Origin of the sequence: Staphylococcus sp. GDB20D11A, assembly GCF_016893255.1 — a bacterium.
GTDB classification, from domain to species: domain Bacteria; phylum Bacillota; class Bacilli; order Staphylococcales; family Staphylococcaceae; genus Staphylococcus; species Staphylococcus aureus.
On the sequence record NZ_JAFEPJ010000003.1, the window covers coordinates 183,775 to 204,493 of the forward strand.

Consider the following 20,719-nt stretch of genomic DNA (forward strand, 5'->3'; position numbering starts at 1 on the left):
CATTACCGATTCGTTTATTATTTAACTTGTAAATACTTAGTTACTTCTTCATTAATTTTGTGATATAAATCCTCATGATCTGTTAAGCGATAACCAAATGACGGCACCATTTCTTTAATCTTTGGTTCCCACCCTTTGAATTCATCACGATAGCATCGCTGTAAAACATCAAACATAATATCTACAGCTGTTGACGCACCAGGTGATGCACCAAGTAATGCAGCTAATGTGCCATCATCTGACGTAATGACTTCGGTACCAAATTGTAAGTTACCTTTAGAATCCTCAGTATCCTTGATTACTTGGACACGTTGCCCTGCTGTAATCACTTCCCAATCTTCATTTTTAGCATTTGGGAAAAAGACTCTTAAATCATCCATACGCTCATCATTAGATAACATCAATTGTGACACTAAATACTTCGTAAGACTCATTTCTTTGATACCTGCAGATAACATCGTCACGATATTATTTGGTTTAACCGATTTAATTAAATCCATATGTGAACCTGTTTTTAAAAATTTAGGTGAGAAACCTGCAAATGGACCAAATAACAATGAACGCTTGCCGTCTACAAAACGTGTATCTAAGTGCGGCACTGACATTGGTGGCGCACCCACTGCTGCTTTTCCGTACACTTTAGCATGATGACGATCAATCACTTCTTGATTTGTACAGCGCAGGAATAATCCACTTACCGGGAAACCACCAATATGTTTTGATTGTTTAATTCCAGTCTTTTGGAGTAATGGCAAACTCGCACCACCAGCACCAATAAATACAAAATCAGATTCGTATGTTGTCGTTTCGTTAGTTTCTAAATCTTTAACTTTAACTAGCCATGCCCCAGATTTCTGTTTCTTGATGTCTAATACATTCTGCTTATATTGAATTCCCACACCACGTTGTTCTAAATTATTAAATAACTTTGCAGTTAACGCACCAAAATTAACATCTGTACCAGTTTCATCATAAGTTAAAGCAATTGGTTCATCAGACTTACGACCTTCAATCATTAACGGTACCCAAGATTTCATTTCTTCTTCATCTTGCGATAATTTCATTTTTTCGAATAAAACACTTTTCTTTAACGTTGCAACACGACTTTTTATAAAAGCTACATTATCTTCGCCAATGACGAAACTCATGTGTGGCACCGCTTGAATAAAGCGATCTGGGTTATCTAATTGTCCTGTTTTAACTAAATATGCCCAAAACTGTTTTGAAATTTGGTACTGCTCATTTATCTTAATTGCTTTACTACAATCAACTGTGCCATCCTTACCTTCTTTTGTATAGTTCAACTCGCAAAGTGCTGAATGCCCTGTACCGGCATTATTCCATACATTTGAACTCTCTTCGCCAGGTTGTGCTAATTTTTCAAACACTTTAATATTTTTCTCAGGTGATAATTCTTTAAGTAAAGTTCCTAATGTTGCACTCATAATACCGCCACCAATTAAGATGACATCTGTTTTGCTATGTTGTGTTGTCATAACAAATACAGTCCCCCTTTTTAAAATGAATAATGGAACGTTCGAGAAATACGACATATTAATACCACTTTGAATCAATAAGTGTCTCAACAGGTTCCCATGGTGATGCTCTATTACTATCTACTATGTATATAAATATTTTATAATAACGAAACTACTTTAATTATATACTTTATGTGCGATAGCACAAAGACAAAACCACAAACCTTAACAGCTATCAACCAATTTAATTTGATTGCTGATTACTCACTCTTCATTTTAACATAAAGCGCTACCATTATTATAATGTCAAACTTCTTTCATTAATGATCCATTAAAAAAAGATGAGATGTTAGAAAACATCTCACCCTCTGTATATTTATATTTTGAAATACGTTTATTTATAGTAATGACAAGATGAAAGTCCAAATACAGATGAATATTAGTAAACATACACTGTATTTCAATGTCATTTTTAATAATTCTGATTCCTTACCAACTTGTTTTACTGCTGCAGTTGCAATTGCAATTGATTGTGGTGAAATCAGTTTTGCCGCTACACCACCAACTGTATTAGCAGATACAAGAAGTGAACCACTTGTTCCAATTTGTTGTGCAACAGAAGCTTGAATTGGTGCAAATAATGAGTTGTTATTTACAACTGATCCTGTCATAAACACACCTATCCAACCTAAGATTGGTGATAGAACTGGGAAGACATTACCTGCTTTAGCAATACCTTGACCCATTGCTGCACTTAAACCACCATAAGTTGTGATTTTAGAAATTGCTAAGATGAAACAAATTGTAAGAACTGGTAACCATAATTCTTTAAATGTAACACCGAATAATCTACCTGCATCTTTAAAGTTAACCTTTTTAGACATTAAAATTGTAATAATAATAGTTAATAAAATAGCTGTACCTGTTTGTCCAATAATATTTAAAGTCAATACTAATGGTTTATGCGTAACTTCGCTGACTGTTCCAGGTAAGTTGAATTTAAATACTAATGATGATAAAGCACCATTTGGTAAGAATAAGTTTTTAAAGAATGGCGCACTCCAAATCATTACAATGACTGTTAATACAATGAACGGACTCCATGCATGTAATACTGCTTTTGCAGAATGTGCTTTTGCAGGTTCAATTTCTTCATCTTTATTAACACGATAAATGTGTTTTGGTTGGAATTTTTTAGAAAATACTGCTAATGCTAACATTGTTAATAACGGTGGAATAATATCTGCTAATTCAGGTCCACTGAATACAGTTAATAATCCTTGAGTAAGTGTATAAGTGATTGAAACTACTAAAATTGCTGGTAATGTTTCTTTAACACCTCTAAAACCATCAATAATAAAGATAAGTAAGAATGGAATAATGAAATTTATGATTGCCAATGTTAAAGTTGCTGATTGAGAAACACCTAATACTGAAACATCTCCAGGTAATTTCAACGTTTCTACAACACCTACAGGGATACCAATCGCACCAAAAGCACCAGACGCTGCATTTGCGACTAAACATAACATCGCAGCTTTTAATGGATTAAATCCTAATTGTGTTAATAAAAGTGCACAAATTGCAATTGGTACACCAAATCCTGCTGCACCTTCTAAAAATGCGTTGAATGCAAATCCAATAAGTAAAACTTGAATACGTTGGTCTTGTGAAATATTTGTAATACTATCTTGAATTGTTAAAAATTGTCCAGATTCAACAGTAATTTTGTATAACAATACTGCCATCATAACGATATAGCCAATCGGAATGATACCTTGGAAGAAACCTTCGACTACTGCACCAGAAGCGATACCAACTGGCAATTTGAAAAATGGTATTGCAATTAGTAATGTTACAACAAGTGTTGTAATGGCTGCATAAATACCTTTCATTTTAAAAACAGTTAAACAAAGTAAAAACAGTACAATCGGTATTGCTGCAATTAAAGACGATAATAATAAATTATCAAATGGGTTAAACGTATTTACTAACATAGGCTGACTCTTCTTTCCATAAAGTAGTAGTGTAATTGCTTCATTAAAATCATGCTCTGGCTATAGCATTTTGTTATCGATAACATTTTACAGAACAGTGAGATTAATGTGATTTTTTTCACAATTAAAATATACCATTTTTTCAGACTATTAACAATATCACTTTCCTATTTAATTGTTTTATTTTTCATTTTAAATCTGTTCATCAAAATGAATTGTACTTAATGTAATGAAGTAACTTATACTATTCATGAATTTTACATAAGACCGTGCTAAAATAAGGAAGATACTACGATGAGAAATGGAAGTTATAGCAATGATTAAACAGATAAATGTTTCTAATATGCAAAAGTTTGAATCTCAATTAATGAAAGCTCAGTCTGAAGGTTATACACATGTCGTTCCATACGCCAATGAGATAATGATTTATCAATCTATGTTAGATGCGGTTCAATTATATCCTAAGTCTATCGTGGTTGATTATACTGTTGATGGACAATACAAAAATGATTGTCACTATTTCGGTCAATCATCGATCAACATTGCCGATTGGGCTCAAAACAATAATTATTATCCTAACCTGATATATGCGATTCAACAGACTCTTGATTTAATACATTATTACTCTGTAGAAACGATTTTCGATTTAGCTTTATTGACACTTCTGAAAGGTGATTTATCAATCGATGGTCATGTCGTTTTTGATTTTAAAGCCCCTTTAGCAACAAGTGCTTCAATATGGGAAACTATTAAAACTATTGAAGATTTTGATATGATGTCTCAGTTTTATTTGAATAAAATGGCTTATATTGATCATCATCCTATACCTTTTCGCAACCTTTTTATCGAGGATTCAGAACAACTTAATTCGCCAGATAATTGGTTGTATTCTACCAAGTTTATGCTACCTAAATGGTTATATAAAATAGCAAAGCAACGTGCTGATAACAAACAATTACAAAACTTCGGCTTGTATACGAAGCAACCAAACGTTTTAAAAGATCACATCGTTTTTATCGGTGATCATCATCAATATATAGGTAATTCAAAATATTTATTTACTTACTTCGTTAAACATAATCCAATGACTGCCTGTTATTTTGTTACTGACGATCGTCGCGGACCACATTTCATATCACCTAGGTCTGAAAAAGCTGACGAATTAATTAACAGCGCACGCGTAGTTTTAGTTGAAAATGATATACCTGAAACGTTACAACCAAACGGTACTTTAATTCAATTACATCAAGGCACACCAATAATGCAATTATTTTTAGATAGTAAAGAACCTATTAAAAATATAGAAACACCTTTTTATCGTGCTAAAAGGTATAATCGCTGGTTGCAATTCGATTATGTTATACATTCTGCTGATGATATTAGCCACTTTTATCAAACGGCTTTTCCTAGTCACCAAGCAAATGTATTGGCTTATGGTAATCCTAAACACCAATATTTACTACAAAAGCGTAACGAAAGTAATACTCAACAACAGTATAAGAAATCGTTTAAAATAAATGATCAAAAACCAGTTTTATTATACGCACCTATTGGATTAGTGAGTGCGCAACAATTACCACTATCAGATGCTTTATTCAAAGCCTATCATGTTGTGGTTCAGGGTGTTGATGAAACGATGTTACCAGAAGAGGCGCTTGTTGCACCAAAGTATCTTAGTGCTCAAGACTTAATTCTAATGTCTGATGTCGTTATCACTGATTACTCAAATATAATATTTGATGCGATGGCTATAGACAAAACAGTAGCATTATACACTCCAAATCACAGTCAATATATTGAGTCTCAAGGTGTTAACGAAGATATTTGGCGTCATCTATCAAAAATTTGGTATACAGACCGACAATTATTAATTAATAATTTAATTTCCCAGGCAATACCAGTGATTAAATATCCACAAATACAACATAAAGAACAACCATTAGAATCTATTTCACAACTTATATTGTCTAAGATGACATCTAATCAATAGTGTTTAAATTCCTCAGTGGCTGTGAATGAGGTTTAAAAGTACTATAGAACGTAAACCTTTATACTTTAAAATACGCAAAAACGGTAAACCCTAATTCATATTATAGAGTTTACCGTTTTAATTTTTTAACTTGCATCATAGTTATATTAACATTATTGTTGGTAGTTTGGATCAGTAACCATTGCTTGTCCAGTATAATCAACCGTTACAATTGAATATTTTCCATTTGCATTTGGGTCTTTAAAACTAAACACATACTTATAGTTGCCATTATGTTCTTCAATAGAATAATCATTATACACTTTATTATTACTACCAAATTTATTTGCTTCATTATTAGCAGCATTTAAAGCTGTTTGGAAATTTGGCAATTGCTGTAAAGCTTGAGTTTTATTTCCATTAAACGGATAAATTTGACGTGCAACCGGCGCGGCATTTTGTCCATAATATGGTGCAACGTAACTTGATTTTTGATTATTATTCGCTTGATTATTACTTGATTGGTTATTATTTGTTTGGTTTTGGTCATTGTTTGTTGCATTTGAATTAGATTGTTGCTGGTTATCGTTTGCACTATTATCTTTATTATCTTTGTTTACGTCTTTACTATCATCTTTATTATCTTTCTTATCTTTAGATGAATCATTTGTTTTTTTATCTTGTTGTTCAGTTTTCGCTTTATCATCTTTTTCTTTATTACTGTCTTTTTGTTGGTCACTATCTTGACCACATGCAGCTAAAAATAATGATAATGCTAGTAACCCTGTAACTAATCTTTTCATACATATCTCCTCCTATAATTCGATATTCATTGAATAAGCTTGAAATACATATCTACCATGTGTATCATTTCATGGCTTGTTACCAAAGACGTCAACATTAATATGATTTGAATTATCACAATACCCATAACTACAATCTAAGGTTCTTTTTATTATACCCTAATTTTTGTTCATTATTATTTAATTTTTGTGAATTTTATGTTTTCTATAAATTTAATTATTTTACTTTAACACTTCATTACGCATTTAGCATTTCAAGGTATACAGAATATTTATTACTATGATTTCATTTTATCTGCTGTAAAAACAATCATTATAACTCTTTTTCCATAATTAAATCTGTATCCGTTACATCACCTGTTTGAAAATGATGTTCACCAACCACTTTAAATCCATGACGTTTATAAAATGCTTGAGCACGAGGATTATGCTCCCAAACTCCTAGCCAAATTTTATGTTTATTATGTTCTTGTGCAATTTTTTCGGCCAATTCTATCAATTGTGAACCTCTTCCGCCACCTTGAAAGTCTTTCAAAAAGTATATGCGCTGCACTTCTAAATAGGTCTCCCCCATTTCTTCAGTTTGAGCACTATTAATATTCATCTTTATATAACCAACATTCGCACCATCTTCTTGATAAAAATAATGAAATGAATCTACATGGTTAATCTCTTGTGTAAATTTTTCTACAGTATAATTGTCTTTAAAAAATTGATCAAAATCTTTGTCATCATAGTAAGAACCAAACGTGTCATAAAATGTTCTAGTTGCTAATTCAACTAATTCACTAGCATCTTGTTTTGAAATCTCTTTGATTATCCCAGCCATATAAATCCTCCAATAAACAGTGATCGAATCAAAATATTACTTAATTTTTCAGCCAAAACTATTTAAAAATACATTAACACAAATCAATTACAAATTGTATTGATTGTGTGTAACATCAATAAATGATACATTTATTCCAGTAAAATGGCCGTATTTTCAAAAGAGAAAAAGAGAGGATGTATCGTTGTGATAGAAACATTTAAAGCGTTTGTAATTGATAAAGATGAGAGCGGTAAAGTGACACCAACTTTCAAACAATTATCGCCTACTGATTTACCTAAAGGAGATGTGCTGATTAAAGTACATTACTCTGGTATAAATTATAAAGATGCTTTAGCGACTCAAGATCATAATGCAGTCGTAAAATCGTATCCTATGATTCCAGGAATAGATTTAGCTGGTACAATTGTTGAATCCGAAGCACCAGGCTTTGAAAAAGGAGAACAAGTAATTGTAACGAGTTATGACCTAGGTGTTAGCCATTATGGCGGTTTTAGTGAATATGCGCGTGTAAAATCAGAATGGATTATCAAGCTTCCTGATACTTTAACATTAGAAGAATCAATGATATATGGCACAGCTGGTTATACTGCCGGTTTAGCAATTGAAAGACTTGAAAAAGTTGGAATGAATATTGAAGATGGTCCTGTACTCGTTCGCGGTGCTTCAGGTGGTGTCGGTACTTTAGCAGTACTCATGCTTAATGAACTTGGTTATAAAGTTATCGCAAGTACAGGTAAACAAGATGTTAGCGATCAATTACTTGAACTTGGTGCCAAAGAAGTTATCGATCGACTTCCTGTTGAAGATGATCATAAAAAGCCACTCGCATCATCAACTTGGCAAGCTTGTGTAGACCCTGTTGGTGGCGAAGGTATTAATTATGTTACAAAACGTTTAAATCATAGTGGATCAATTGCAGTTATTGGTATGACTGCCGGTAATACTTATACTAATTCTGTATTCCCTCACATTTTAAGAGGTGTAAACATTTTAGGAATTGACTCAGTATTTACTGCTATGAAATTAAGACAGCGCGTTTGGCGTCGTCTCGCAAAAGATTTAAAGCCTGAAAATTTACATGAGATCAAGCAAGTTATTACATTTGATGAACTTCCAGAACAACTTAACAAAGTAATTAAACATGAAAATAAAGGCCGCATTGTTATCGATTTCGGTGTAGATAAATAGTATTCATGAAAAAGACATCCCGTTATGCGAGATGTCTTTTTTAATTTAGTATTTAATATACATTCCACCTGAATCTGGTTCCGTAGGCATAAATCCAAATTTTGCATACAATTTATCCGCCGGGTAGTCTGCGATCAGACTAACGTATGCACTTTCGACAGATACATTTTTAATATACTTCATAATATGTTCCATAATTTGACTGCCGTAACCTTGACCTTGGTAACTTTTCAAAACTGCAATATCAACAATTTGAAAAACAGTTCCTCCATCGCCAATCACTCTACCCATACCAATTAACCGATCTTTATCATACAAGGTTACTGTAAATAAGGCATTAGGTAATCCTTTTTCAGCTGCTTCGCGCGTCTTTGGACTCATACCTGCATTAATCCTTAATGCACAATAATCCTCGCAAGTCGGAATATCATATGTCACTTTAACCATTATTTACCCCACTTTTCATCACACAATATATCAACCTAGTATAAATGTTTATTTACAATAGTCTTATTCGCTTCTTTAAACACTTCATGATGACTTGAAACATAACCCTCTGCATTCGCATCTGGTTGGATATATGTTTTAGCAAGGTTCGCTGCATTTGCACCATCACTAAATGCACTTGCAATTAGATGTGATTTTGCATCATGATAAACAATATCTCCACACGCATAGATACCAGGTATACTTGTTGTCGTATTTCCAAATCCTTTAACACGACAATCATCATGCATATCTAGCTTTGAAGATGTTTCACTTAATAATGTATTACAACGATCAAAACCATGACTAATAATGACATCGTCAAATTTAACTGTATGCGTATCACCACTTTCAACATGTTCCAAAACAACTTCACTTATATGCGTTTCATCATCATTGCCGACCAAGTATTTAATACGTGTTTTCGGGCATAGTTTCACATTTAAATCTGTCACCAGCGTTTTCATCGCTTCATGACCACTTACATCTTCTTTTCGATAAACAACTGTCACGCTTTTAGCAATCTTGGCAATATCATGCGCCCAATCTAATGCTGTATTTCCTCCACCTGATATTAATACATCTTTATCTTTGAAACGTCTGTAACTTTGTACAACATAATGTAAATTAGTTAATTGATATCTCTCTACACCTTTAACATCTAATTGTTTTGGATTAATAATACCCGCACCAATAGCAATGATAACTGCTTTCGATGTATATATTTCTCCCGCTTCTGTTTCAACTTCGAAATGACGTTCTGCCTTTTTCCTAATATCTACCACACGTTCATTCAAATGAACTTCCGGTTTAAAATATAATCCTTGCTTAATTGTATCTTTTAAAATTTCATGACAAGGTTTTGGCGCAATGCCGCCAATATCCCAAATAATTTTTTCAGGGTAAATTCTCATCTTACCCCCTAATTCAGATTGAACATCTATTAATCTTACAGACATATCTCGCAATCCAGCATAAAAGCTTGCATACAAACCAGACGGACCGCCACCAATGATTGTAACGTCTTTCATTATGTGCCTCCTATGACTCTCTATATTCATTTCTTTCATTAACGCGCTCAAATTGATAATTATTATCATTTAAAGACATTATACTATTAATATTTATATTGTTAAAATAAATCGCATAGTTAGCCATGAATTATCAATAACTATCCCATCACAATATAAAAACACACCTTTCAAAGTACGAAACAACAATGTTCCTTTGAAAGATGTGTATATTTTTTAGTTCTAGTTATATTATTTTTTAAAAGACTCATCACGTGGTTCTTTAAGAATTGCTTGTCTTAAAAGGAAAAATAGCAACAATAAACCTGCAAGCATACCTGTGTGCCCAATACCTGCAAAGCCTGCAAATGCTTCTGGAGAGTATGATTTACCAGTGACTTGGAAGAATCCTTTTGTCACCATCATACCTATAGTAACGATAACACCTATGTTATATACATAGAAGAACCAGTTAAATAAGTAGTAACTTGATAATTTAAATAACTTCTCCAATGGTAATAATATTAAAAACATAAACATACCTAAAATAAGTGTATGTGTGTGTACAAGTGATAATTGTGTTGTACCAGTAAAATCATATGCTTTTGTTAGCTCTCTATAGAAAAAGCCACTAAATAAACCTATGATCATATAAAAAAGAAATGAATATAATAACCTACGCATTTTGAATCCTCCCTCACCTTTTCATTATATCCGATTATACCTATTATAACAGTGACAAAAAAGCGAAGATATGACACAACTGAATTTGGTTTAGCACATAGTATGACAGCTAAAATAACTTTACATCAAGTGCTATACAAATAAAATAGCTATACCATGACGCTCGCTACAAACGTCTTGTATAGCTATATTCCTATTTATTAAATTATGACGGCACTTCAGTACGTTTTGTGCTATGTTTTCTAACAATAGCTGAAACTAAACTTGATACAGCGCCAAAAATCATAAACCCTATAAACATCCACATTGTACTATTTAATTCAATATGATGATTCAAGTATAATAGTTCTCTTACACTTGTTGCATAGTGTGTGAATGGATTCCAATCATATACATATTTTTGATAACTTTCAGGCAACATTTGTTTAGGTAACGTTACAAGTTGCATACTAAAGAACATTAAAATGAAGAAAATTGGAATTGACTTCATACCTAGCCATACCATAACACCTAAAATAAGGCCCACGAAACCAAGAATCGCAAGTGCTACAAAAATCGCGATACGATTTGGATGGTCAAAATCAAATCCTTGAACGCCTTGCATGAAATAAATATAAACGAAGCTACCTGCAAATGCTGCAACAACTGCAAATATCATTTGTCCAATTGAAGCAATGATACGATGTTGCACGACGATATTGTTACTAGTTCTAAATGCAAAGAACAATAAGATAGACGTTACGATTGAACCTATCCAAATTGGCATAAACATTAGGAATGGTGCATTACCACCTGCTTGGTGATCTTTAACTTTATTAAGTTTTTCATTATCCACTTTTACTGGATTCGTCAAACCATTGATGTCCGCGGCATTGACTTTAACATTTTGACTCGTTAATGTTTCCAAACTTTGCTTCGTAATTTGAGCATTAATATTATCACCCATACCAGTTAACACAGCTGATGCAATTTGTGAACCTTGTAAGCTTGATCCTTCACTTACAATCGTTTTAAATTTAGCCTGCTTAACCTCTACTTGTTGATTCCCCATTTTTTGTTTCATTTGTTGAACTACTTGTGGCGGAATTTCACCTGAAGCAACTTTTTGTTGCATTTCTTCTTTTTTGCTATCCATAACTACTTTTTGTGTTTTACTCATAGCATCTTTTGAAAAGTCTTTATCAATAATAGCTACTCCAAAGATTTTTTGATCTTTCAAATCTTTTTCAAGATCTTTTTCACTATCAACCTTAACCCATTTAATTTTATTAGAATCACTATCTAATAATTTATCCTCTAATTTTTTACCAATGTTAACATTTTTATCTTGAATCGTTGTACCTTTATCCTCATTTAATATACCAATTGGTAAATCTTTTGGTTTAGGATTATATGCAGGATAAAAAGCTAAAGAAAAAATTACCAAGATAATCATAGTTGCTATTGGTGCAATCCATAATAATTTATTTTTAAATATATTCATTTTATTAATTACCTCCTTATTAGACAATGTGTTGAATATTTTGCATGTTGTCTATTATAATATGTAAGTGGGAATAAACAATACACAATGTTCATCAATACGTTTATTAATAGACATATACACCCACATTGTTCAATAACACAAGGAGGTTGATTTATTTTTGAAAGAAGATAGGCGAATTAGAAAGACAAAGTCCTCCATTAAACAAGCGTTCACTAAATTACTACAAGAAAAAGATTTAGAAAAGATTACCATTCGCGACATAACAACACGCGCTGATATCAATAGAGGGACATTTTACTTACATTACGAGGATAAATATATGTTACTCGCAGATATGGAAGATGAGTATATTTCAGAACTAACGACATATACTCAATTTGATTTGTTACGCGGTTCTTCAATTGAAGACATTGCTAATACTTTTGTAAATAATATACTCAAAAATATTTTCCAGCATATTCATGATAATTTAGAGTTTTATCATACTATTTTACAATTGGAACGCACGAGTCAATTAGAATTGAAAATCAACGAACATATTAAAAATAATATGCAACGTTATATTAGTATCAATCATTCTATCGGAGGCATTCCAGAGATGTATTTTTACAGTTACGTTTCCGGAGCAACAATTTCAATTATTAAATACTGGGTAATGGACAAACAGCCCATTTCAGTTGATGAATTAGCTAAACATGTGCATAATATTGTTTTTAATGGTCCATTAAGAATAATGGCAGAAAACCGTTTGCATAAATCAAACCTTGATTCACTAACTTAAGTAATACTCGCTTTTCCTAAATCCTTTAGAAAGGAACTATATATCATGATTACTTCATTCAGACATTCTGAAGATATAGATAAACATATTATAAAAACACCATTAGATCATACAGCGTCATGGATTAATGTAGTAGAACCAGACCGAGAAGAAATTGAAAATCTTATGGAACAATATAATATACCTGAAGACTTTATACGTGACCCTTTGGACTCAGAAGAAAGTTCCCGTATTGAATATGACGAAGATACTGGTTACTCATTAATCATTATTGATTTACCTATCGTCAATTCAACTAATCGTAGCGTTCTATCTTTTGTAACGATTCCATTAGGCATTATTATTGGCAACGGCATTATCGTAACAGTTTGTGACGCTGAAAATGAATTTTTAGAAAATTTACCTAAGCGTGATATTAATTTAAAATTTCACAGCAGATTTGCATTAGAAATTTTAACTACTATTGCCGACCATTATAATCGTAACTTACGATTACTTAATAAAAGTAGAATTCGTATTGAGAAAGAACTAAAAAATAACATTACTAACAAACAACTTTTCAAATTAATGGAAGTTGAAAAAAGTTTAGTATACTTTTTAGCTGCCTTAAAAGGTAACGATACAATTATTAAAAAGTTATTCCGTTTACCTGCAATTAAACGTTTTGAAGAAGATGAAGAATTACTAGAAGATTTAATCATTGAAAATAACCAAGCCATCGAAACAACAGAATTACATCAACGTATCTTAGAAAGTATCACAACATCATACGCTTCCTTATTATCTAATGATATGAATACGATTATGAAGACATTAACACTTTTCACGGTACTATTAACGTTACCAACGCTCGTATTTAGTTTCTTCGGTATGAATGTGCCGTTGCCAATTGATGACCATAGTTATATATCTTGGATTATTGTGGTAGGTATTTCATTAATTCTTGTCGTAATTGTTAGTATTTTCTTATGGCGAAAACAGAAATTATAACTAAATTAAAAGGTATGACAGCTTAAAGTTTCATCCTATTGCATTTGCAATGACTGATACTTTGATTACTGTCATACCTCTTTTTTTATTCTACAACTTCTTTATTTGCTTTTCTTTTCGATAAAATTAAAGTAACTGTTATAGCAACGATGAATGATATTGTCATACTAACAAAGTAGTGTAACCATCCTGCATGTACTGGATTGATTGAAATAAATCCTGGCAATCCAGCAGTTCCTAATGCGATTGCTTTAACCTTGAAGAAAGCAATATATGCTGAACCAATACCTGATCCAACGATAGCACCAATAAATGGATATCTTAGTTTTAAGTTAACACCAAACATAGCCGGTTCTGTAATACCAAGTAATGCTGAAATACCTGCGGCAGATGCCACACCTTTTAACTTCTTATTTTGTTTAATAATAAAGAACGCTGCAATTGCTGCACCACCTTGTGCAACATTAGACATTGTCGCAATCGGGAATATAAATGATCCACCCGTTTTAGTGGCATCTGCAATTAATGTCGTTTCTACAGCTATAAAGCTATGATGCATACCTGTAATAACAATCGGAGCATACAATAATCCGAATATTAATCCACCAATTGCACTACCAAATTCATAAAGCCATGTTAAACCATCTGATAACCAGTAACCTAATTGTCGAGTGATTGGACCTACAAATGAAAATGTTAAAAATGCTGTTATAAAAATAGATAACAATGGTGTTAACAAATTATCTAACACCGTTGGAATAACTTTGCGTAACCCTTTTTCAATTGAGGCTAAGATATAAGCTGCTACAAGCATAGGTAACACTTGTCCTTGATAACCTACTTGATTAATATGCAAACCAAATACATCCCAATATGGAATAGCCTTACCTGCTTCAACTGCTTTTGGGAAATCGTATGCGCTCATTAGCGATGGATGAACCAATATCATACCTAATGCAGCACCTAAAAACGGATTGCCACCAAAACGTTTTGCTGCACTAAATCCAATTAAAATTGGTAATAATGTAAATGGTGCATTCGCAAAAACATTTATCATTTCAGCTAATCCAGCAAATTGACTATATACATCTATCAATGATTTACCTGAAAAGAATAAATCTTTCGCAGTCAAAATGTTATTTAACCCCATTAATAAACCACCAGCAACGATGGCTGGTATAATCGGAACAAAGATATCTGACAGCATTTTTACAAATCGCTGTAACGGATTCATATTTTTAGCAGATTGTGCTTTGACTTCCGAAGTGGTCGATGCTTCTTTTCCAGTTAATTTTTCCAGTTCACTAAATACTTTATTGACTGTACCAGACCCAATAATAATTTGGTATTGTCCCCCAGTAGAAAATGTCCCTTTAACTACATCCATATTGTTTAGCGCCTCTTCATTTACTAAACTTTCATCATTTAAAACTAATCGTAGTCTCGTTGCACAATGCGCCATTGCATCTAAATTCTCTTCTCCGCCTATCGCGTTCAAAATATCTTCTGCGGATTGCTTATAATTCATATATTTAGCCTCCTAATTAGAACCGGTTCCATTTATTCCACTTTATTGTAACCGGTTCCAAAAATATTTGCAACACTCTATTATCATTTTATATAAACACTTGCATCACTTTTGATAGCGCATTCATTTTTATTGCTATACTACATGCATGTATATTAACATTAATTATCGGAGGTAATTTTATGAAAGAACGTGGCCATATCGAACAGCTTTGGCGTGAGGAAAAATATCATGTATTGTTACACAGTCAACAGTCTTACCAAATGATAAGGAATGCTTTAAAAACGGATTTATCACTTCATCAAGTCCAACAAATGATTGATGATGCTTTGTTAATTGAACCGAGTATAGGAAGTGTATGTAATGCTTTTGATCATATGTGGGGATATTTTAAAAAATGTGCGAATGAAGAAGAAAGACAACACTCAAAATTACTTAAAGCTGATTTTATTAATGGTAAAATCGACACCCAAACTTTATTAGATTTTTTAGCAGAACTTGCTAATAAATATGATGTTCAATATTTACTACAAAGTCGTGTTTTAAACACAAAAAGAAAGAGATAGATTGAAACTTTAGTTGTAACGGACAAATAGTAGTCATTGGAGTTCAGCAATTCATACTTTGTACTAAAGTTTACTATAATCTATCTCTCAAGGTTTAAATGTACATATCTATATTAAAATGCGTTTCTTGATGTTAGAAGATACCATACACATTTAATTAGTTACAGCATAAATCAATTTATACCCTTAATTATTACATTGTTTATATTTTAAATTCGGGGGAGTAATTTTAAGTAATATCTTGTTGCTGCTAATTCTATTGTTAATAAATTGATATTAGATGTAGAAATTGAGTGTGAAAGTTAATAATAGATGATTTAGCTAGTAACATAATTAATTCATATATAGTCAAAAAGTTCTGTTAGATACTGTTCTTGATGAATATTCTTTGATGTTAGGTGTTAGCTATTCTAGATGAGTTTCTTAGATGTGGATGCCTGTCTTGATGAAGTTATCTATGATGTTAATATAATACTTGATGTTGATTCTTAGATGTTAGTGCGATTTCAAGATGCTGATTCTTTGTTGTTGCACTATCTTGGTGACGTTTCTAGTTGTTTATAGTTATCGCATCTCTTGATGTAAAATCTAAGATGTTTATGCATTTCTAGATGTTAATTCTTCGCTGCTTAAGAATTATCTTGATGGTAAATCTAGTTGTGCCATGCATTTTCTCATGATGAATCTAAGGTGTTAATTCATTGATGTGTGCTGTTTCTTGTTGTTTCATTATCTTGATGGTGAATTTCGTTGTCTAATGCACTTTTTCAAATGATTATTCTAATTGTTACGGCAATAACTAGATGGATTTTCTTAGATGTTCACTTTTCTAGATGTTTATACTTATCTTGATGTTTTCTAAACAGAACTTTTAAACGCTTTATTTTTTAGTAGATTGTTTAAAATTTCTTAGTTGATGGTTATTGTTGTTGATTTGAATAATTTGTAGCGAATATTTTGTAACAGGGCTACTAAGAATTTTTATAACAAGAAGTGATTTCAATCGTACTAATTTTCAGCGTTTGATGACAAAAGTGTATGTCCAAACTTAAATAATGGCGATAAAATTTAAGTCATGGGTACATTTAATGTTTTTTGATTCAAACTTCCATTTTGGTCAATTTGCTTTTTTTATAACATAGTTGAATATCAATAAAAGATTAGCAAGTTAGTTCAAAATGGCTATGTATTGTTTTTTGAAATACATAGGTTTGAAATCTATATTAATTATGCACCAAATAATTTAATTAGACTCTATCGAAAATTTCCAAATTTTGCTTACTATCTTTCTAATTTTACTTTTATATTGTGCACAATGCATAAAAACAAGCGTTTTCCTAGGAGTTTTCATTAATTTCTTTTATTTTTCACTATTACCTTTTCAAAAATATTCAACTATAATGGGTATACTATCCATGATTTTAAAAATTTCCATGTTTTACATTTAAATGATAGATTTCAATATATATTAGGCAGGAGAGAGAAATATGACATGCCAACTTAAAATACATCATACATTATCGACAATACCAAGTCGTAATATTAATAATATTATGGTGCTATTTTCACTTACAAGTAAACTCAATATTACGATTAATGGTGAAACCAAAGACGTAAGTAATTATATTATCTTAATTAACCATGGTGATATTTATAATATTAACCACGGCGAAAATATAATCGAATTAATGATACCCGTTTTTTATTTTTATCAACAAGATGATGATTTCTTTAATGGTTATTTAGATCGTCATTTATTACAATCAAGTAATTATATTAAGTCATTAATTGCCGATTTAATCAGTACACCAACAAGTTCTTCTTTAATGGGAAAAATATAGGTCAAAGTATTATAGACACTTTACTTAAAGAAGCTTTTATAAGAATAGATCATGAATATTTACCAAATATTGCTTTAAGCAATCCGGTGTTTATAGACTGTGTAAACTATATTCATGACAATATTGATGCGCACTTGTCTTTAAAAGATATAGCGATGCATTGCAACATCTCTGAATCATATTGTTCTAATCTTTTTGTTCGATATTTGAGTATGAATTTTAAAGATTATTTTACAAGTATTAAACTTGTTAACGCCATCAATTTATTACTTTCTACAAAACATTCTATTACAACTGTTTCTGAATTGGCCGGTTTTAACAGTCATACAAATTTTGCAAATCAATTTAAGAATTACTTGCATTTTAGTCCTAAACAGTTCCGTTCACTCGTTTCCAAGATTACTGAACCACCACAAATACACTTCCAACAAGATAACGTATCACAATTCACTGAGTTAATTTCAACAATTGATTTAACAGCTCAACTGGCTACAAATACAACAGATATTCATATAGATGATTTTAATCCGAAAGATCGAAGTCAGCGTGCCAAAGTATTTGTTCGATTTAGTAATTTCAATGAACTATTTCAATTTATTTTCAATGAATATTACGATATTAACTTTGAGCACTTACCAAAACCTGTCGTTTTCATTGACGATATTCACGATATTGAGATTAGCCAAACGAATTACAACCTGTTAAATAGATGTTTTGAAAAACTTTTCGAAAAAAATATAGGTTTAGCAATCGCTATTAAATCAACACAACAATTCGAAACGATGAAGCAATTAATACTAACATTTTTACAAGGTAATCAAGACTATAAGACAAGCAAGAAATTAGTTAAATTTATGCTCGTATTTTGCTCTAATTCTATGACAGCAGATGAAATTCATTTATGTCATCTTAAAATTAAAAACAAAAATAAAGAAATTAAATATAGTGTGACAGTCGATGGCTTTTTAGAAACTTATTCAACAGTGGAACAAGTTTATGATGTCATGCAGCGTCTTAAATTCCATTATTACTTTATTGATATTGAAAATTCAAAAACTGCAACACATCTTATCACTAAAAACCAACACTATCATCAAACTGACACTCATTTTGAACAGTATAAGAAATTCATTTTAGATTCAGGTATATCATCAACACAATTCGTATATAATAACCTGTCTGTAAGCGGATTTAAATATACTAATGATGGTAAGAATCCAATTCAATTATCTGACATAGTGTATCACTTAATCGCATTATTACGATATGGCGGTGGCATTAGCTATCAATTATTAGATGACCATTCAAATTATATTTCCTTGTACAACAAATATGGTAGCCCCCTACCATTAATGCATTTATATAAAATGTTTAGACCTTTTGTTAATGAAGACATTGAAATTACAAATAATTATGTATTGAGTCGTAAAGATAATAACTACCATTTCTTATTATTCAATAAAATTAATGACCGATATATGTCAGACGTAAAACAAGACTTCATTTTCCATAATGAATTACCTCAAGATTCTTTGATGATTATTAAAACTTTGAATCATGAACATGGTTCAATTCAACATTTGCTTCCAACAAGCGATCAACTTGTCTATATAGAAAAAGAAATTCTAGATGAATTAGACAAAACGAATTACCCTAAAACGGAGCTTGCAGTTCAAGAAGAAACTGGTCGTACATTTGAACTCAAGTTAAATCACGACGAGGTTAAATATATTTGCTTTAAACCAAGCTAAATACTAACAGTCCTCTTGTGTTTAGTTTCTTACGTTAAAGGCTATTTATATCATAAGGAGATGATATAGGATGAGTAACTCACAAGCAATTCAAGCAATTGAAAACGTGTTAGCAACGTCAAAAGTTGGTGTATTATCAACTGCATATAATAACAAACCTAATAGTAGATATATGGTCTTTTATAATGATGGTCTTACTTTATATACTAAAACGAATATCCATTCTGCTAAGGTCAAAGAAATTAAAGATAATCCAGCAGCATATGTTTTGTTAGGCTATAACGACACAACTAATCGTAGTTTCGTTGAGATGGAAGCGACAATCGAAATCGTTACAGAACAAGAAGTGATTGATTGGCTATGGGAAACACAAGACAAAAGCTTTTTCAGTTCAAAAGAAGACCCAGAGTTATGTGTTTTAAGAGTAGTTCCGCAATCCATTAAGCTAATGAATGATAAATCATTAGATACACCTATTAAAATTAATTTATAATATGTAAGTTTTTTAGTTTTAAAAATTAGCCAGCAATTGAACATGTTAGCTATAAATTTCAACAGTATCCTATTTATATATATTTCGCTTTTGAAAGCGTTTAATACTTTTAACTATATTTTTATTATATAACAATATTTCAGACACATTTTATTCACATTTATTGTGATTAAGGTGTGTCTTTTTAAATTAATTTTATGTAATATAAATACTGCATTTGCAAACTGTTGTACTTTAAGATATAACAGAATTAACTACATTTAAGGAGATTGATGAACCGTGAAAAATAAAAAAGGTTTTGGTCTTGGTATTAGTTTAATTGCCATCATGTTGATTGTATGTATTGTACTAGTAATCATGATGATGACTGGTGGAAAGAAAGATACATATTATGGAATTATGAAAGACAATGATACAATTGAAAAAATGATTAGTGAAAAAGATGAAAGCATTGAGAAGAACGTTAAATTACCTTCAGATGCAGACGTTTCAGTTAAAAAAGGTGATTTTGTAATTGTTTATAAATTAGCAGATTCTGATAAAATTGTTAAAGTAAAAAAAGTTGATCATGACGATGTACCACATGGTTTAATGATGAAAATTCATGACATGGGCAAAATGCACATGAAACACTAATTAAGCTTTAATTTTGAGTAATATATAAGATATTAAAAGCAGCAGTAAGATGTTTTCTAATTGAAAATTATCTTACTGCTGCTTTTTAAGAATTACTGTGTCAGTCTATTTCCGGTTCGCCTGCGCTTTGCGCATGCATAAAAGCCCCTAACAAGCAGAGGTCCCTTCGTTCCGGTTCACCTGCGCTTTGCGCATGCATA

17 protein-coding genes and 1 pseudogene are annotated in these 20,719 nt (G+C 31.5%); 8 read left to right on the forward strand and 10 right to left on the reverse strand.

What is annotated here, in order from left to right; all coding sequences use genetic code 11:
- Nucleotides 1–17: 17 nt before the first annotated feature.
- Together mqo and JV528_RS03155 are read right to left on the reverse strand one after the other, a co-directional pair.
- Nucleotides 18–1,496, reverse strand: coding sequence for a malate dehydrogenase (quinone) (gene mqo / locus JV528_RS03150; RefSeq protein WP_000211372.1), 1,479 nt, complete (start codon nucleotides 1,494–1,496; stop codon nucleotides 18–20).
- Between the two features lie 380 nt (nucleotides 1,497–1,876).
- On the reverse strand, nucleotides 1,877–3,475 hold the full coding sequence (locus JV528_RS03155; protein ID WP_000960862.1) for an L-lactate permease: 1,599 nt from the start codon (nucleotides 3,473–3,475) through the stop codon (nucleotides 1,877–1,879).
- Nucleotides 3,476–3,791: 316 nt separating this feature from the next.
- On the opposite strand from JV528_RS03155, the gene JV528_RS03160 reads away from it, so the two are divergent.
- Nucleotides 3,792–5,465 (forward strand): CDP-glycerol glycerophosphotransferase family protein, encoded by a 1,674-nt coding sequence (locus tag JV528_RS03160; RefSeq protein ID WP_014532689.1) that lies wholly within the window; start codon nucleotides 3,792–3,794, stop codon nucleotides 5,463–5,465.
- A gap of 152 nt (nucleotides 5,466–5,617) precedes the next feature.
- Here JV528_RS03160 and JV528_RS03165 read toward each other — a convergent pair whose 3' ends face one another.
- Both JV528_RS03165 and JV528_RS03170 read right to left on the reverse strand, forming a co-directional pair.
- Nucleotides 5,618–6,247, reverse strand: coding sequence for a hypothetical protein (locus JV528_RS03165; protein ID WP_000827006.1), 630 nt, complete (start codon nucleotides 6,245–6,247; stop codon nucleotides 5,618–5,620).
- A gap of 313 nt (nucleotides 6,248–6,560) precedes the next feature.
- Nucleotides 6,561–7,076 (reverse strand): GNAT family N-acetyltransferase, encoded by a 516-nt coding sequence (locus JV528_RS03170; RefSeq protein WP_000907323.1) that lies wholly within the window; start codon nucleotides 7,074–7,076, stop codon nucleotides 6,561–6,563.
- A 186-nt stretch (nucleotides 7,077–7,262) separates the two neighbouring features.
- Between JV528_RS03170 and JV528_RS03175 the strand changes: the two genes are divergently transcribed.
- Nucleotides 7,263–8,267: an oxidoreductase gene (locus JV528_RS03175; protein WP_000573239.1), complete on the forward strand. Its 1,005-nt coding sequence runs from the start codon at nucleotides 7,263–7,265 to the stop codon at nucleotides 8,265–8,267.
- Nucleotides 8,268–8,312: 45 nt separating this feature from the next.
- Here the strand turns inward: JV528_RS03175 and JV528_RS03180 are convergent, their stop codons facing one another.
- The 5 genes from JV528_RS03180 to JV528_RS03200 form a co-directional block, all read right to left on the reverse strand.
- Complete coding sequence (locus JV528_RS03180; RefSeq protein ID WP_000241606.1) at nucleotides 8,313–8,714, reverse strand: GNAT family N-acetyltransferase; 402 nt, start codon at nucleotides 8,712–8,714, stop codon at nucleotides 8,313–8,315.
- A gap of 35 nt (nucleotides 8,715–8,749) precedes the next feature.
- Nucleotides 8,750–9,784 carry an NAD(P)/FAD-dependent oxidoreductase gene (locus JV528_RS03185; RefSeq protein WP_000655972.1) on the reverse strand — a complete coding sequence of 345 codons (1,035 nt, stop codon included), beginning with the start codon at nucleotides 9,782–9,784 and terminating at the stop codon, nucleotides 8,750–8,752.
- 10 nt (nucleotides 9,785–9,794) lie between these two features.
- Complete coding sequence (locus JV528_RS03190; protein ID WP_001805726.1) at nucleotides 9,795–9,911, reverse strand: hypothetical protein; 117 nt, start codon at nucleotides 9,909–9,911, stop codon at nucleotides 9,795–9,797.
- 104 nt (nucleotides 9,912–10,015) lie between these two features.
- Nucleotides 10,016–10,447 carry a DUF2871 domain-containing protein gene (locus JV528_RS03195; RefSeq protein ID WP_001253464.1) on the reverse strand — a complete coding sequence of 144 codons (432 nt, stop codon included), beginning with the start codon at nucleotides 10,445–10,447 and terminating at the stop codon, nucleotides 10,016–10,018.
- A 205-nt stretch (nucleotides 10,448–10,652) separates the two neighbouring features.
- Complete coding sequence (locus JV528_RS03200; protein WP_001020017.1) at nucleotides 10,653–11,930, reverse strand: YhgE/Pip domain-containing protein; 1,278 nt, start codon at nucleotides 11,928–11,930, stop codon at nucleotides 10,653–10,655.
- A 160-nt stretch (nucleotides 11,931–12,090) separates the two neighbouring features.
- On the opposite strand from JV528_RS03200, the gene JV528_RS03205 reads away from it, so the two are divergent.
- Together JV528_RS03205 and JV528_RS03210 are read left to right on the forward strand one after the other, a co-directional pair.
- The gene (locus JV528_RS03205; protein ID WP_000656768.1) at nucleotides 12,091–12,714 is read left to right on the forward strand and encodes a TetR/AcrR family transcriptional regulator; all 624 of its coding nucleotides are present in this window, start codon (nucleotides 12,091–12,093) and stop codon (nucleotides 12,712–12,714) included.
- A 45-nt stretch (nucleotides 12,715–12,759) separates the two neighbouring features.
- A complete protein-coding gene (locus JV528_RS03210) occupies nucleotides 12,760–13,704 on the forward strand; it encodes a magnesium transporter CorA family protein (RefSeq protein WP_000633068.1) in 945 nt (314 codons plus the stop codon).
- A gap of 85 nt (nucleotides 13,705–13,789) precedes the next feature.
- On the opposite strand, the gene JV528_RS03215 is transcribed toward JV528_RS03210, so the two are convergent.
- Nucleotides 13,790–15,232: a sucrose-specific PTS transporter subunit IIBC gene (locus tag JV528_RS03215; RefSeq protein ID WP_204177278.1), complete on the reverse strand. Its 1,443-nt coding sequence runs from the start codon at nucleotides 15,230–15,232 to the stop codon at nucleotides 13,790–13,792.
- A gap of 182 nt (nucleotides 15,233–15,414) precedes the next feature.
- On the opposite strand from JV528_RS03215, the gene JV528_RS03220 reads away from it, so the two are divergent.
- The 4 genes and pseudogenes from JV528_RS03220 to JV528_RS03235 all read left to right on the forward strand — a co-directional run bounded on the left by JV528_RS03220 (nucleotide 15,415) and on the right by JV528_RS03235 (nucleotide 20,519).
- The gene (locus tag JV528_RS03220; protein ID WP_065315881.1) at nucleotides 15,415–15,798 is read left to right on the forward strand and encodes a YbgA family protein; all 384 of its coding nucleotides are present in this window, start codon (nucleotides 15,415–15,417) and stop codon (nucleotides 15,796–15,798) included.
- 1,487 nt (nucleotides 15,799–17,285) lie between these two features.
- Nucleotides 17,286–19,390, forward strand: a pseudogene (rsp, locus tag JV528_RS03225) (AraC family transcriptional regulator Rsp).
- Nucleotides 19,391–19,460: 70 nt separating this feature from the next.
- Nucleotides 19,461–19,883 (forward strand): pyridoxamine 5'-phosphate oxidase family protein, encoded by a 423-nt coding sequence (locus JV528_RS03230; RefSeq protein WP_000071902.1) that lies wholly within the window; start codon nucleotides 19,461–19,463, stop codon nucleotides 19,881–19,883.
- Nucleotides 19,884–20,162: 279 nt separating this feature from the next.
- Nucleotides 20,163–20,519, forward strand: coding sequence for a DUF4889 domain-containing protein (locus JV528_RS03235; protein ID WP_204177280.1), 357 nt, complete (start codon nucleotides 20,163–20,165; stop codon nucleotides 20,517–20,519).
- Nucleotides 20,520–20,719 lie beyond the last annotated feature (200 nt).